Genomic DNA, 15,170 nt, shown 5'->3' on the forward strand with positions numbered 1-15,170 from the left:
TGATTCGGACGAACTATAGTGCGGGGTGTGGAAACCGAGGCGTCGGCAGGTCCGGCGGGGCGAGGCGCCCCGTCGCCCTCCGTCGAGCTCCCGGTACTGGTGCGCCGGCTGCACGTGGACCTGTGCCGGCTGGCCAGCTGCCTGTGTCGCGCCCCCGCGTGACCGGACGACATGAACGCCCGGCACCGCTCGCGCCGTACCGGCCGCCCCTTCGGACGCGCCGCACCGGCGACCGCGATCCGGCCTCCGTGAGGCGCGTCACGCCCGCACCCCCGCGATGACGTCGGCCGCCCCCCCGGGGCCGCGGCGGTCGCGCATCACCCGACCAGTTCCAGCACAGTCCCGGACGTACCATTGAAGGCAAGCCTAAGTAGCATCACGGACCTGGATGCCTCCCCCGGTCCCGGTGCTGCGCGTCGAGGAGGTCTCCCTCTGTGACCAAACAGGTCCAGCAGCTCGACCGCGTCATCATCCGTTTCGCCGGGGACTCCGGCGACGGCATGCAGCTGACCGGCGATCGCTTCACCCAGGAAACGGCGTCGTTCGGAAACGACCTGTCCACGCTGCCCAACTTCCCCGCGGAGATCCGCGCTCCGGCGGGGACCCTGCCGGGCGTGTCCAGCTTCCAGCTGCACTTCGCCGACCACGACATCCTCACCCCGGGCGACGCCCCGGACGTGCTGGTCGCGATGAACCCGGCGGCGCTCAAGGCCAACATCGGGGATCTGCCGCGCGGCGGGGATCTGATCGTCAACACCGACGAGTTCACCAAGCGGAACCTGGCCAAGGTCGGGTACGACAGCAACCCGCTGGAGGACGGCTCGCTGTCGGAGTACCGGGTGCACGCGCTTCCGCTGACCTCGATGACCGTGGAGGCGCTGGCGGGCTTCGACATCACCAAGAAGGACGCCGAACGGGCCAAGAACATGTTCGCCCTCGGCCTGCTGTCGTGGCTGTACCACCGGCCGACCGAGGGCACGCTGGCCTTCCTGGAGCGCAAGTTCGCCAAGAAGCCCGAGATCATGAAGGCCAACATCGCGGCCTTCCAGGCGGGGTGGAACTACGGCGAGACCACCGAGACGTTCTCGGTCCAGTACGAGGTCAAGCCGGCCGCCCAGCCGGCCGGGCTGTACCGCAACATCACCGGCAACATGGCGCTGGCCTACGGGCTGGTGGCCGCCGGGGTGCGCAGCGGGCTGCCGGTGTTCCTCGGCTCCTACCCGATCACCCCGGCCTCCGACATCCTGCACGAGCTGTCCAAGCACAAGCGCTTCGGGGTTCGCACGTTCCAGGCCGAGGACGAGATCGCGGCGATCGGCGCGGCCCTGGGCGCCTCCTTCGGCGGCTCGCTGGGGGTGACCACCACCTCCGGTCCGGGCGTGGCGCTCAAGAGCGAGACCATCGGCCTGGCGGTCGCCACCGAGCTGCCGCTGGTGATCGTGGACGTGCAGCGGGCCGGGCCGTCCACCGGCATGCCGACCAAGACCGAGCAGGCGGACCTGCTGCAGGTGATGTTCGGCCGCAACGGCGAGGCCCCGGTGCCGGTGGTGGCGCCGCGCTCACCTTCGGACTGCTTCGACGCGGCGCTGGAGGCCGCCCGGATCGCGATCAAGTACCGCACTCCGGTGGTGCTGCTGTCGGACGGTTACCTGGCCAACGGGTCCGAGCCGTGGCGGATCCCGGACGTGGAGTCGCTGCCGAAGATCGACCCCGGCTTCGCCGTCCCGGGCCAGGAGGACTTCGCGCCGTTCCGGCGGGACCCCGAGACGTTGGCGCGGCCGTGGGCGATCCCGGGCACCGCGGGCCTGGAGCACCGGATCGGCGGTCTGGAGAAGTCCGACGTGACCGGCAACATCTCCTACGACCCCGAGAACCACGACACCATGGTCCGGCTGCGGCAGGCCAAGATCGACGGGATCGCGAGCGACATCGCGCCGGTGGAGGTCGACGACCCGTCCGGCCGGGCCCGCGTGCTGGTGATCGGCTGGGGCTGCACGTACGGGTCCATCGCGGCGGCGGTGCGGGAGCTGCGCGCGAACGGACGACACGTCGCCCACGCCCACCTGCGCCACCTGAACCCGTTCCCGGCCAACCTCGGCGAGGTGCTGCGGTCCTACGACAAGGTCGTGGTGCCGGAGATCAACCTCGGCCAACTGGCCCTGCTGCTGCGCGCCAAGTACCTCGTGGACGTGATCGGCTACAACCGCATGCGCGGGCTGCCGTTCACCTCCGAGGAGCTGGCCGGTGTGATCCAGGATGTGATCGACAGTGAGTGAACAGCTCAACGGGACCTCCGCCGGCGCGCTGTCGCTGGTGCCCAAGACCGACGTCAAGCAGACCGCCAAGGACTTCAAGACCGACCAGGAGGTGCGCTGGTGCCCCGGCTGCGGGGACTACGCCATCCTGGCCGCCGTCCAGTCCTTCCTGCCCGAGCTGGGGCTGCGCCGGGAGAACATCTGCTTCATCTCCGGCATCGGCTGCTCGTCGCGGTTCCCGTACTACATGAACACCTACGGGTTCCACTCGATCCACGGGCGCGCCCCGGCCATCGCGACCGGGCTGGCGACCTCGCGCCCGGACCTGTCGGTGTGGGTGGTGACCGGTGACGGCGACGCGCTGTCGATCGGCGGCAACCACCTGATCCACGCGCTGCGCCGCAACGTCAACCTGAAGATCCTGCTGTTCAACAACCGGATCTACGGGCTGACCAAGGGCCAGTACTCGCCCACCTCCGAGGTCGGCAAGATCACCAAGTCGACCCCGATGGGCTCGCTGGACACCCCGTTCAACCCGATCTCGCTGGCGATCGGGGCCGAGGGCACCTTCGTGGCCCGCACCCTCGACTCCGACCGCAAGCACCTGCAGTCGGTGCTGCGGGCGGCGGCCCAGCACAAGGGCACCGCGCTGGTGGAGATCTACCAGAACTGCAACATCTTCAACGACGGGGCGTTCGAGCCGCTCAAGGACCCGGCGGTGCGCGAGGACGTCACCATCCGGCTGGAGCACGGCGAGCCGATCGTGTTCGGGGCGGACCGCTCCAAGGGGCTGCGCCGGTCGGCCTCCGGCGGGCTCGAGGTGGTGAACGTGGCGGACGTGGACCCGTCCGAGATCGTGGTGCACGACGCCCACAACCCCGACCCGTCCCTGGCGTTCGCGCTGTCGCGGCTGGACTCGCCGGCGTTCGAGCACACCCCGATCGGGATCTTCCGGCAGGTGCAGCGGCCCTCCTACGACGAGCTGATGCGCGCCCAGATCGAGGAGGCCGTCGAGCACGAGGGTCCCGGCGACCTGGCCGCCCTGCTGGCCAGCGGCGACACCTGGCGCATCGACTAGGCCCTCCTCCTTCGGGAAGCGTGCCGGAAGGCCCCGGCGCCCAGGCGGCGCCGGGGCCTTCCGCATGTGGCCATCCGCCCCGGAAGGCTGGTGGCGGGCCCGGAATGCTGCGAGACTCGCACCCGCCCAGCCTTCCGCGCGCATGGACGAGGGTCCCCCGACGGCCGTTCCCGCGGCCGAGGGCGGTCTGCGCCCCGCCGGCGGGGCCGGGGGTGACCGTCACCCGAGCGTCCCCTCACCGGAGGCGGGGTCCAGATCACCGGCGGCCTCACCCGGGACGAGGGCGAGCGCCCGGTGCGGCGGATGCCCGGAGCGGACCGAGAACGATCAACGGTGGCGGTCGCCGGGCGCCGCTGCAACACTGGCGGGCAACGGAGTGGGGAGGTGAGCATGCGGGCCGTACCGCGCCGGAAGAAGACGGACACGCTCGTCCGGCAACGGCCGTCGGCGGCGGCCGGAGGGCCGGCTCCGGACGTCGGACGGACGGTGCCTTGGGACCCGCGGGCCGCGGAGCGGGCACGGCGGGCCGAGGCGCTGGCGCGGTTGCAGGAGCAGCGCAGGGAGCGGGCCGGACGGCGACGCCCCGGCCGGCCGGCGTGGCCCCGGTCGGCGCCGCTGGTGCTGGTGCTGGTGATCGGGCTGCTGATCGCCTCGGCGGCGGTGACCGGCTTCCTGGTGGCCAGCGCCCGGGACGGGAAGACGACCCCCTTGGCGGCTCCGCTGCACGTGTATCCGGTGCTCCGGGTGGTGTCGGGGGCGTGTCCGGCCGGGACGCAGGGCATCACCGGGATGACCGCGTCCGGCCAGGCCTGTTACCAGCTCACCAGCGGCATCGCGATCCGCGAGGTCGTCGACATCCGGGTGCGGGAGGGGCGGCCGGCGGACACCTATGAGGTGGCGATCGAGCTGGCGGGTGCGGACCGGCGGGCGTTCGCCGAGCTGACCAAGGTGACGGCGGGCCGGACGGTGGCGTTCGTGGTGCGCGATCAGCTGATCACCGCGCCGCGGGTGGACATGCCGATCACCGACGGGAAGGTCGTGGTGAGCGGGCGGTTCACCCGGGCCGACGCCGAGCGGCTGGTCCGCACGTTGCGGGGGTCGTGACGCCCGGCTCGCCCGGCGGGCGTCCCCGGTCCCGGGGAGACCGTTCAGGCGGATGAGGACTCGGCGGACCGGGCGGCGGGCTTCACCGGGTCGACGGCGGTCGGCTCGGCGGGGGCGGAGGTGCGCAGCGGGAGCTCTCGCAGCGCCAGCACCGCCAGCAGGCCGCCCACCGCCAGCGGGACGCCCACCAGGTACACCGTCTGCAGGCCGGCGGTGTAGGAGTCCAGCAGGAATCCCCGCAGGGGCTCGGGCAGGGCGCGGATCTCGGCGGGGGTGCCCAACCCGGTGCCGACGTCGTCGGGGACCGGCAGGCGGGCGGCGCGCAGCCGGTCGGCCAGCCCGGAGGTGAGCCGGGCGGTCAGGATCGCGCCGAACGCCGCCACCCCGACCGCGCTGCCCAGGCTGCGGAAGAACGCGACGCCCGTGGTGGCGGCGGCCAGGTCGGCGCGCGGCACGGCGTTCTGCGCGGCCAGGATCAGGGTCTGCATGGTCAGGCCCAAGCCGATCCCGGCGACCGCGCAGTCGGTGCCGATCAGCACCAGCGGCGAGTCGGTGTGCAGCCGGGACAGCAGCAGCGCGCCGCAGGCCAGCAACGTCAGCCCGCACACCGGGAAGATCTTGTACCGGCCGGTGCGGGTGGTCAGCTGCCCGGCGACGGTGGAGGCCGTCAGCATCCCGACCACCAGCGGCAACGTCATCAGCCCGGAGGCGGTGGGGCTCATCCCCCGCACCACCTGCAGGTACTGCGGCAGGAAGATCATCACCCCGAACATCACCATGCCGACCAGCAGCGATGCGGCGGAGGTGAGCACGAAGGTGCGGTCGCGCAGCAGCCGGGGCGGCAGGATCGGCTCGGCGGCCCGGCGTTCGGCGACGACCGCCGCCGCCAGCAGCGCCAGGCTCAGCGCGGTCAGCCCGTAGGTCCAGCCGGAGTTCCAGGGGAACGAGGTGCCGCCCAGGGACAGCACCACCATGACCGTGCTGGCGCCGCCGGCGATGGTGAGCGCGCCGAGCCAGTCGATCCGGGGGCGTCCGCGGTCGACCGGCGGCAGCCGCAGCACTTTCTGGATCAGGAGGAACGAGCCGACCGCCAGGGGCACCGGCACCAGGAAGCAGGCGCGCCAGCCCATGCCGGGGGCGTCGACCAGCAGCCCGCCGAGCAGCGGTCCGGCGACGGTGGCGACGCCGAACGCCGATCCCAGATAGCCGGCGTATCTGCCGCGTTCGCGGGGTTCGACGATGTCGCCGAGGACCACCTGGGTCAGCGACGTCACGCCGCCCGCGCCGAGGCCCTGCAGGGCCCGGGCGGCGATGAGCATGGCGACGTTCTGCGACAGCCCGGCGGCCACCGAGGCGAGCGCGTAGATCACCAGGGCGGTCTGGAACATCCGCTTGCGTCCGAACAGGTCCGACACCTTGCCCCACAGCGGGGCGGTGGCGGTCATCGCCAGCAGCGGCGCGCTGGCCACCCAGGGCAGCTGCTCCTGGCCGCCCAGGTCGCCCATGATCGTGGGCAGCGCGGTGGAGATGATCGAGGTGGAGATCGTCGCGGTCAGCATGGCGGTGATCAGCCCGCCGAGGACCTGCAGGACCTGCCGGTGGGTGTAGGGCCGCCATCCCGGCGGGGTGTGCGTCGAAGCGGACTCCTTCCGGCCGTCCATCGCGCTCCGCCCCACCGTGCTCCCTCGCTCAAGGTCTCTCTTGAGTATGTATACGCACGTTTACAAGTCAATGGTCGCATACTGATGCGATGCGACTGGAGCGGACCCCGGACAGGCCCAAGCGCGACCGGGAGGCCACCCGGCGGCGGCTGCTGGAGGCGGCGCGCGACCTGTTCGCCGAGCACGGCTACGACCATGTGCCGGTGCGGGCGATCGCGGCCCGGGCGGAGGCCAACGTCGCGCTGGTCAACCGCTACTTCGGCTCCAAGGCCGCGTTGTTCGGCGAGGTGCTGGCGAGCGAGTCGGCGCTGCGCCGGATCTTCGGCGGCCCCGGCGAGCCGCCGCCGCGGCCACAGGAGCTGCCCCGCCGGCTGGCCGAGCACGTGGCGCACCAGATCCACGGCGCGCCCGCCATCCCGCTGCTGCGCATCCTGGACCGGTCGGTGGGCAACCCGGAGATCCAGCCGATCATCCGCCGGCACATGGAGCAGTCCCTCATCGAGCCGCTGGCGGAGCTGCTGGAGGGCCCGGACGCTCGGCTGCGCGCCACCGCCGCCGCCGCGATCCTCATGGGCAGCGGCTCGGTCCGCCGCACCCTCGGCCTGTCGGAGCTGCGGGAGGCCGACCCGCAGGCCCTCACCGACCGCCTGACCGCGATGTTCACCGCCGCCCTGGCCCCGTGACCGCCGGCCAACTCACCCCCACAAATTTGGACTTTCGCTGAAAAATCGGTCGAACCACTCCACGGGGTCGCCTAAGCTCGCGCATTCGTAGGGCAGCGAGCCCGCGTCATACACGATCAGAACTGATCGGCTCGATCGGTGATGTGACCGTCGCCGAGAGGGGGAGTGATCACCATGGCACGGCAGCAACTCATCAAGCGCCCCAAGCCCCCGCGTCAGCCGGCTCCGCTGGACCTCCGGACGCCGTCCGGCCGGGTCCTGCCGTACTGACGAGGCCGAACCCCGATCCGCCGACGAACGAGGCCGCGGGCCCGTCCGTCCGCGGCCTCGCCGCATCTCCCGTCCCGCGCCTCCTCTCTCCCGCCCCTGCGCCGGGACGGCATGCGAAGGGCCGGCGCCCGCCATGGGCGCCGGCCCTTCGCGGCACCGGGAAGGTCAGGCCTTGGGGGCCGAGTCCGCGCCCGAGGGGACGGCGTCGGCGGCCGAGCCCTCGGCGGGCGGCTTCATCAGGTCGAGGGTGTCGCGCAGCACGACCGGCTTGAGGGCCAGCGTGGCCAGGATGGCGACCACCCCCAACGAGGTGGAGACCAGGAAGATGTGCCCGGTCGCGTCCCCGTAGGCGGCCCGGACGATCTCCACGATGGGCGCGGGCAGCGAGGTCAGGTCCAGCGAGCCGGTGGCGGCGCCGCCGGAACCGCGGACGCCCATGGCGGCCAGCTTGTCGGTGATGATGTCCTTGACCTTGTTGGCCAGGATCGCGCCCAGCACCGACACGCCGATCGCACCGCCCAGGGAGCGGAAGAAGGTGACCGTGCCGCTGGCGGCGCCCAGCTCCCGGAGGGCCACCGAGTTCTGCACGATCAGCACCAGGTTCTGCATCGAGGCGCCGACGCCGATGCCCATCATCAGCATGCCCAGGGACAGGATCCCCATGTGGGTCTCGTGGTCGATGGTCGACAGCAGCGCGAACCCGCCGGTGAGCACGAACGTGCCGATCACCACGAACATCTTGGGCCGGCCGGTGCGCGAGGTCAGCCGGCCCACGACGGTCGCCGAGCCCAGCACGCCGACCATCATCGGGATGGTGAGCAGACCGGCCTCGGTCGGGCTGTAGCCGCGCCCGATCTGGAAGTACTGGCCGAGGAACACCGCGCCGCCGAACATGGCCGAGCCGACCGCCAGGCTGGCCACGATGGCCAGGGCGGTGTTGCGGCGCAGCACGATCGGCAGCGGCACCACCGGCTCGGCCGCACGGGACTCGACCCACACGGCCAGCGCCAGCAGCAGCAGGCCGCCGCTCACCATGGCGCCGGTCTGCCAGGACAGCCAGGCGAAGGAGTCGTCCACGAAGGTGACCCAGATCAGCAGCACGCTGACGCCGCCGGCGATGAGGGTGGCGCCCAGGTAGTCGATCTGCACGTTCGCGCGGCGGATGTGCGGCACGTGCAGGGTCTTGCTCAGCAGCGCGAACGCGATCACCGCGATGGGCACGCCGATGAAGAAGCACCAGCGCCAGCCCAGCCAGGAGACGTCCACGATGAGCCCGCCCAGCAGCGGGCCGCCGACGGTGGCCACGGCCATGACCGCGCCGATGTAACCGAAGTACTTGCCGCGCTCGCGCGGGGAGACCATGACGCCGATCACGATCTGCACCAGGATCTGCAGCGCTCCAACGCCCAGCCCCTGGAAGGCTCGGGCCGCGATGAGCTGCTCGGTGTTCTGGGCGAACCCGGAGATCAGCGAGCCGACCGCGAAGATCCCGATGGCGATCTGCAACAGCCGCTTCTTGTCGTACAGGTCGGCGAGCTTGCCCCAGATCGGGGTGCTGGCGGTGGAGGTGAGCAGGGTCGCCGTCACCACCCAGGTGTACTGGGACTGGCTGCCGTGCAGCGCGCCGATGATCCGCGGCAGCGCTGTCCCCACCACGGTCCCGCTCAGCATGGCGACGAACAGCACCAGCATCAGGCCGCTGAGCGCCTCGAGCGTCTCCCGACGGCTCATCGGTGGGGATTCGGACGGATGTGAGCTCACGTAGCTGCCTCCAGGGTTCGTGGCCTGATCGGGGTCGACGGCGCGAAGCCGGCGCACGCGGGGGGAACGTCGGACACCGACTCTTCTATTCCCAACGGGAAAATTTACCCAGTGAGCAAGTTTACTGGCGAACCGGTAAGGTGAACGTCGTGGGGACGATGCCGGGACTGCGCGAGCGCAAGAAGGAGGCCACCCGCCAGGCCCTCCATGAGGCCGCCCTGCGGCTGTCCATCGAGCACGGCCTCGACAACGTCACCGTGGAGGCCATCGCGGACGCAGCGGGGGTGTCGCGCCGCACGTTCTCCAACTACTTCGCCGGCAAAGAGGACGCCATCCTGTACGGCGACGAGCGGCGGATGAGCGAGCTGCTGGACCACTTCGCCGCCCGGCCGCCCACGGAGTCGCCCTGGGCCGCGCTGCACGCCGCCGTCGACGTCATGCACGAGCGGATCGGGCGCCGCCCCGACCCGGAGTGGGCGGCCCGCGCCCGGCTGGTCAAGAAGCATCCTTCGCTGGCGGCCCGCCAGATGGCCCACTACTCCACCATGGAGCAGCGGCTGACCCGGCTGATCGCCCAACGCGAGGAGATCCCCGCGTCCTCCCCCCGCCCCCGCGTGATGGCCGCCGCGTTCCTCGCCAGCCTGCGCATCGCCACCATCATGTGGACCGAGAATCCGTCCCACTCACTGCACGAGATCGTTCACGAGGTGATGGACGAATACGCCCGCCCGTTCCGCTGAGTCACAGGAGACTCTGCGATCACCTCACCGTCAACGGGCGCGGCATTGAAACACCGCATGGCGCACAAAGTCAGCTCGATGTCACCCCGCAGATGTCCATCCCCGGTGGATTTCCGCCTTACTCTGGAGCCATGGCGGAACTTGTTATCGCTCTCGTGATCGCGTACCTCCTGACCCATTGACCGGGTGCACCGCACTCCGCAGTCAAGACCGGACATCCCCTGCGAGACCCGCCAGGTGCTGTGTCCATCTGCACAGACACCTGGCGGGCGAAGCGGAGGAGGGCGAAGCGCGTCACGATCGGAACACCCTCGGTAAACCCTGAGGGTGGTTTTTTATCGCCACCGGCCGGGCACATCGCGACATTTCCCGCGTTCGCTCCGACCTTTCGGAATCGACCGCCCTTCGCCGCCGCCTTTTTCTTCTCCTCCCCGCCTCTCCTCACCGGCGGCGGGCGATCAGTGAAAGGAGACCCAGCGCTCCCCGGCATGGCGGCGCAACGCCTCGACGATCTCCGCCGTCTGCGGATCCTCGGTGCGCCCCACGGGCAGCAGCAGCGTCCAGCCGGGTCGGCCCCGCATGCCCCACAGCGGGAAGCGCCGCAGCACGGGCAGCCGGCCCAGGGCGGGCGCCCCCGGCCGCGGAGCGGCCCAGACGCCGGAGAACTGCTCCAGGGGCCCCCAGAGCCACGACGATCCGAGCGGCATCACGGTCACCTGCGCGATCGTCGCCCAGTCCCACCGCAGCGACAGCCCGTCGACCCGGGCGGCGATGCCCGCTCCGTCGACGTCCACCTCGACCGTCCCGGCCCGCAGCGGACGCGAGGAGAGCTGCCGGGACCACAGCACGAGGAGCAGGTAGAGCCCTGCGTACGGCACCGCGCCGATCTTCCCCCATCCCGGCGCGATCACCAGGACCCCGAAGGCGGCCAGGCCGAACAGGATCCCCATCACGGTGATCGCCCAGAGCAGGACCTTGGAGGCGTTGGGATACCTCGGGCTCCAGCGCACCGTCGTCGTGGATGGAACGTACGGCGGCGCGGACGGGGCGTGGGGCGGCACGGCCGCCGACGCGGCGGCCGGCGGCGCGACCTCCGACACCGTGGGCTGCGAGTCCGGATCCTCGGTTCCGGCCCCCGGCTCCCCGGTCCCGGCGGCGGGCTGCACGAGGGTCCGGGCGAGGGACTCCGCGTCGGGGGAGCCGCCCTCCAGCAGCCAGTGCAGCACCCGGTCGGCGGTCGGCCGTTTCTGCGGGTCCTTGGCCAGGCAGGCGGCGACGATGCCGCGCAGCGGCTCGGCCAGGTCGCCGAGGTCGGGACCGGCCGTCAGGATGCGGTGGAAGACCGCGGGCATGGTGTCCTGGCCGTACGGCGGCCGGCCGGTGGCGGCGAACACCATGGTCGCGGCCCAGGCGAACACGTCGGTGGGCGGACCCAGCCGAGCGCCGGAGACCTGCTCGGGCGACATGTAGGCGGGGGTCCCGACGGCCTGGCTGGTCAGGGTGACGGTCTCGTCCAGGGCACGGGCGATGCCGAAGTCGATCACCCGCGGCCCCTGCGACGCCAGCAGGATGTTGGACGGCTTGAAGTCGCGGTGCACCACCCCGGCCCGGTGGATCGCGACCAGCGCGGTGGCCGTGCCGACCGCCAGCCGGTGCAGCTCGTCCCCCGCCAGCGGCCCCTGCTCCCGCACCACCGTCGCCAGGGACGGACCGTCGATGAACTCGCTGACCAGATAGGGGGTGTCGTCGGCGAGATCCGCGGCCAGCACCCGCGCCGTGCAGAACGACGCCACCTGCCGAGCCGCCTGGATCTCCCGGGCGAACCGCGTCCTGGCCCGCTCGTCCCCGTCGAACCGGGCGTGCAGCATCTTCACCGCGACGGGCGAGCCGTCCGGCGCATGTCCCAAGAAGACCGTCCCCTGGCCGCCGCTCCCCAGCCGTCCGGCCAGCCGATATCCGGCGACCTCCGTCGGATCTCCGGGGCGCAGCGGCGCCGCCTGCGGCATCGGCCCTCCCGACCCCACGACTCGCTGACGATCTTCGATCACCGCGAACCTACCGGAAAGGACCTCTCGCCGTCCCCCGGCGTCCTTGCCGGAAGAGGCCACGCCCCGTGCGATGCGCCGACGGCGCACCGAAACCCGTCGTTCGCGGCGGTCCCGCCGCGGACGCGGCGCCGAGCCCGAGGCCCTTTCGTCGACCGTGACGAACGTCGCCGGGGTCACCACGACCGCATCGGCCGGAGCGCCCCCGTCGGCCTCCCGGCATCCGACAACTCGCCGCAGGCCGCCCACCGGTCGACGCGGCCGGGTTCGTCCGCATCCACGCCCCGCAGACCCGACGACGGGGCGGTCACGCAGACCCGCCGCCCCGCGTCCTGCGCCGATCGGGCGAAGACCCCCGCGTTCACGGCCGCGGGGCGGCGCGCACCGCGACGGGGAGGATCGCGTGCGAGGCCGGGGCGGTCACTCGGCGGGGGCGACGCCCACCGGGCAGGCGACGCCGGTCCCGCCGAGACCGCAGTACCCGTTGGGGTTCTTGGCGTCCGACAGGTACTGCTGGTGGTAGGCCTCGGCGAAGTAGAAGGGACCGGCGGGGGCGATCTCGGTGGTGATGGCGCCGTAGCCGGCGGCGGTCAGGACCTTCTGGTAGGCGTCGCGGGAGGCCTCGGCGGCCTTGAGCTGGGCGTCGGAGTGGGTGTAGACGGCCGAGCGGTACTGGGTTCCGATGTCGTTGCCCTGCCGCATGCCCTGCGTGGGGTCGTGGGCCTCCCAGAAGACGCGCAGCAGCTGCTCGTAGGTGACCCGGGTCGGGTCGTAGACGACGCGGACGGTCTCGGCGTGACCGGTGAGGCCGCTGCAGACCTCCTCGTAGGTGGGGTTGGGCGTGTAGCCGCCCTGGTAGCCCACGGCGGTGGTGATGACGCCGGGGACCTGCCAGAACTTGCGTTCGGCGCCCCAGAAGCAGCCGAGGGCGAAGTCGGCGATCTCGCTGCCCTCCGGGTAGGGCGGGGTCAGCGGGGTGCCCAGCACCTCATGACGGGGCGGCACGGGCATCGGGGTGTCGCGGCCGGGCAGCGCGGCCTCGGGAGCGACCATCTCGGTCTTGAACATCGTGCAGCTCACCCACCAAACGCCGAACGACCTCGGACCACACGCGGAGGCCCCGTACACCTTCCAGAGTACGGGGTCGGTCCCGCCCCGACAGGGGCCCAGATCCGCGCCCCGTGCGGCGGCAACGCGCCACGGGTCGCATCGGTGTACGCGGCCGTCACGCCGTCCCGTTCCCTCTCGGCCGCGATCTGCGGCCGGCGGACCGGCACCGGGCCGACTCATCGGCGCGGACCGCCACGGCCGCCGGAGGACGTCCCCCGTGAACGGCATCGCAGAGGACGCCCGCCGGCGCCGCATGAACCCGACAGTCGCTCATGCGAGCCCTCATGCGCCGACGGCGACGCGACGGGCGCGCCGAGGACCGCCGGGGCCGGCCTCCCGAAGCCGAGGAACGCTCTCGCCGGACATCCGGCGATGCGTCCAAGGCGCAGACCTCCTCAGACATGACCGTCACCGATTAACGCTCATTACCAGGTGATAGTCTGGCCGCCGTGATCGATCGGCGTGGGATGGCGGCCGGAATCGCGGCCTACGGGCTGTGGGGCCTGTTCCCCCTCTACTGGCCGTTGCTGAAACCCGCCGGGTCGGGTGAGGTGCTGGCACACCGCATCATGTGGTCGCTGGTGGCGGTGGCCGTCATCTTGGGCGTGCGGCGGCACTGGCGATGGGTGCGCGAGCTGACGCCGCGCACGATCGCCCTGCTCGCCCTGGCCGCCCTGGTGATCAGCGCCAACTGGGGCACCTACATCTACGCCGTCACCACCGGGCACACCATCGAGGCGGCCCTCGGCTACTTCATCAATCCGCTGATCAGCGTGCTGCTCGGAGTGCTGGTCTTCCGGGAGCGGCTGCGTCCCTGGCAGTGGACGGCGATCGGGCTGGGCGCGGCGGCGGTGCTGGTGCTCGCCGTCGACTACGGCCGCCCGCCCTGGGTCGCGCTGGTGCTGGCCTGCTCGTTCGGCACCTACGGGCTGGTCAAGAAGTTCGCCGCCATGCCCTCGGCGGAGAGCCTGGCCGCCGAGACCGCCGTGCTGTTCCTGCCCGCTCTGGCGTTCGTGCTGATCCTGGAAGGACGGGGGACGGCGGCGTTCGGCCATGCGGGCGCCCTCAACGCGCTGCTGCTGGCCTCCGGCGGGGTCGTCACCGCGATCCCGCTGATGCTGTTCAACACCGCCGCCACCCGGATCCCGATGACCGTGCTGGGGATGCTGCAGTACCTCGCGCCGGTGCTGCAGTTCCTGATCGGGCTGCTGATCCAGCACGAGCCCATGCCCGCCAGCCGGTGGGCCGGCTTCCTGCTGGTCTGGACGGCCCTGGTGATCCTCACCGCCGACGGCCTGCGCGCGGCCCGCCGCGCGCGAAGGCCCGCGGCCCCCGCCCCCACCGCCGCCGAGGCCGCCTGAGGCCGCACGCGCCGCACGCGCCGCACGCCTGGTCAGGGGCTCATCGGCGAACCCGTCCGGCCCGTTCCGCTCCGGCGGGCCGCCGGGGTCGCTCTCAGCCGGTGCGGGTGACCACGTAGTCGCACAAACCGGTGAGGGCCGCGCGGGCCGGGATGTCGGGCAGGGTGAGCAGCTCGGCCCGGGCCTCCTCGGCCCACTGCCGCAGATCGGCGCGGGCCCGCTCCATCGCCGGGTGGGCGCGCAGCATCGCCAGCGCCTCGGCGTGCAGCTCATCATCGCTCAGATCGACCCGCAGCAGCTCCTGCAGCCGGGCGTCGGCCGGGTCGGTCGAGGCCAGCACGTGCAGCATCGGCAACGTGCGGACGCCCTCGCGCAGGTCGGTGCCGGGGGTCTTGCCGGACTGCTCCGCCTCCGAGGCGATGTCCAGGATGTCGTCGGACAGCTGGAAGGCGACCCCGATCTTCTCGCAGGCGTCGGTGATGGTCTTGACCGTCTGCGCGTCCGCGCCGGCCAGCAGCGCCCCCAGATGTCCCGACACCGCGATCAGCGACGCGGTCTTGTCCGCCACGACCTGCAGGTAGTGCTTGAGCGGGTCGACGCCCGCCGGCGGGCCGGAGGTCTCGGCGATCTGCCCGCGCACCAGCCGGGCGAACGCCCGGGCCTGGATGCGCACCGCCTCCGGTCCCAGCCCGGCCAGCAGGTCCGAGGCCTGGGCGAACAGATAGTCGCCGGTGAGGATGGCGATGGTGTTGGTCCACCGGGTGTTGGCGGACTCCTCACCGCGCCGCATGGTGGCCTCGTCCATCACATCGTCGTGATAGAGCGTGGCCAGATGGGTCAGCTCGACCACGACCGCTGCGGGGATCACCCCCGCAGCGGTCGGGTCGCCGAAGTGCGACGCCAGCAGCACCAGCGCCGGCCGGAACCGCTTGCCGCCGGCGTTCACCAGGTGCTTGGACGCTTGGGACAGCAGGGGATCGTCGCTGGTGACCGACTGCGCCAGCAGCTCCTCGACCGCCGCCATGCGCTTGCGCATGTCCGCCGCGAGCGCGTCGTCGACCGGCAGCCCGAACGGCACGCCACTGTTCACCCGGAACCCCCT

Annotated in this window: 12 protein-coding genes; 7 read left to right on the top strand and 5 right to left on the bottom strand. The window is 72.0% G+C overall.

Going from position 1 to position 15,170, the window contains the following annotated elements; translation table 11 throughout:
• Positions 1 to 27 precede the first annotated feature (27 nt).
• The 4 genes from EIO00_RS25845 to EIO00_RS01380 all read left to right on the top strand — a co-directional run bounded on the left by EIO00_RS25845 (position 28) and on the right by EIO00_RS01380 (position 4,437).
• On the top strand, positions 28 to 162 hold the full coding sequence (locus tag EIO00_RS25845) for a putative leader peptide (protein WP_422100016.1): 135 nt from the start codon (positions 28 to 30) through the stop codon (positions 160 to 162).
• Between the two features lie 272 nt (positions 163 to 434).
• Positions 435 to 2,276: a 2-oxoacid:acceptor oxidoreductase subunit alpha gene (locus EIO00_RS01370; RefSeq protein WP_140174881.1), complete on the top strand. Its 1,842-nt coding sequence runs from the start codon at positions 435 to 437 to the stop codon at positions 2,274 to 2,276.
• Entirely contained in the window at positions 2,269 to 3,333 is a 1,065-nt protein-coding gene (locus EIO00_RS01375; RefSeq protein ID WP_140174883.1) for a 2-oxoacid:ferredoxin oxidoreductase subunit beta, read from the top strand. The genes EIO00_RS01370 and EIO00_RS01375 overlap by 8 nt, the downstream gene beginning before the upstream one ends.
• A gap of 486 nt (positions 3,334 to 3,819) precedes the next feature.
• A complete protein-coding gene (locus EIO00_RS01380) occupies positions 3,820 to 4,437 on the top strand; it encodes a SecDF P1 head subdomain-containing protein (protein WP_140174885.1) in 618 nt (205 codons plus the stop codon).
• A gap of 44 nt (positions 4,438 to 4,481) precedes the next feature.
• Here the strand turns inward: EIO00_RS01380 and EIO00_RS01385 are convergent, their stop codons facing one another.
• Complete coding sequence (locus EIO00_RS01385) at positions 4,482 to 6,098, bottom strand: MDR family MFS transporter (protein WP_140174887.1); 1,617 nt, start codon at positions 6,096 to 6,098, stop codon at positions 4,482 to 4,484.
• Positions 6,099 to 6,187: 89 nt separating this feature from the next.
• On the opposite strand from EIO00_RS01385, the gene EIO00_RS01390 reads away from it, so the two are divergent.
• The gene (locus EIO00_RS01390) at positions 6,188 to 6,781 is read left to right on the top strand and encodes a TetR/AcrR family transcriptional regulator (protein WP_140174889.1); all 594 of its coding nucleotides are present in this window, start codon (positions 6,188 to 6,190) and stop codon (positions 6,779 to 6,781) included.
• Between the two features lie 435 nt (positions 6,782 to 7,216).
• Here EIO00_RS01390 and EIO00_RS01395 read toward each other — a convergent pair whose 3' ends face one another.
• Positions 7,217 to 8,782 carry an MDR family MFS transporter gene (locus EIO00_RS01395; protein ID WP_140174891.1) on the bottom strand — a complete coding sequence of 522 codons (1,566 nt, stop codon included), beginning with the start codon at positions 8,780 to 8,782 and terminating at the stop codon, positions 7,217 to 7,219.
• 188 nt (positions 8,783 to 8,970) lie between these two features.
• Between EIO00_RS01395 and EIO00_RS01400 the strand changes: the two genes are divergently transcribed.
• Positions 8,971 to 9,552 carry a TetR/AcrR family transcriptional regulator gene (locus EIO00_RS01400; RefSeq protein ID WP_140175072.1) on the top strand — a complete coding sequence of 194 codons (582 nt, stop codon included), beginning with the start codon at positions 8,971 to 8,973 and terminating at the stop codon, positions 9,550 to 9,552.
• A gap of 458 nt (positions 9,553 to 10,010) precedes the next feature.
• On the opposite strand, the gene EIO00_RS01405 is transcribed toward EIO00_RS01400, so the two are convergent.
• The gene (locus tag EIO00_RS01405) at positions 10,011 to 11,558 is read right to left on the bottom strand and encodes a serine/threonine-protein kinase (RefSeq protein WP_140174893.1); all 1,548 of its coding nucleotides are present in this window, start codon (positions 11,556 to 11,558) and stop codon (positions 10,011 to 10,013) included.
• A gap of 459 nt (positions 11,559 to 12,017) precedes the next feature.
• Positions 12,018 to 12,665 carry a peptide-methionine (S)-S-oxide reductase MsrA gene (gene msrA / locus EIO00_RS01410; protein WP_140174895.1) on the bottom strand — a complete coding sequence of 216 codons (648 nt, stop codon included), beginning with the start codon at positions 12,663 to 12,665 and terminating at the stop codon, positions 12,018 to 12,020.
• Between the two features lie 491 nt (positions 12,666 to 13,156).
• Here msrA and rarD point away from each other — a divergent pair, with 491 nt between their 5' ends.
• Complete coding sequence (rarD, locus tag EIO00_RS01415; protein WP_422100017.1) at positions 13,157 to 14,068, top strand: EamA family transporter RarD; 912 nt, start codon at positions 13,157 to 13,159, stop codon at positions 14,066 to 14,068.
• 94 nt (positions 14,069 to 14,162) lie between these two features.
• Here the strand turns inward: rarD and EIO00_RS01420 are convergent, their stop codons facing one another.
• Positions 14,163 to 15,158, bottom strand: a complete 996-nt coding sequence (locus EIO00_RS01420; RefSeq protein ID WP_422100018.1) for a polyprenyl synthetase family protein — start codon at positions 15,156 to 15,158, stop codon at positions 14,163 to 14,165.
• Between the last annotated feature and the right edge of the window lie 12 nt (positions 15,159 to 15,170).

Origin of the sequence: Thermomonospora catenispora, from assembly GCF_006363815.1 — a bacterium.
Classification (GTDB): domain Bacteria; phylum Actinomycetota; class Actinomycetes; order Streptosporangiales; family Streptosporangiaceae; genus Thermomonospora; species Thermomonospora catenispora.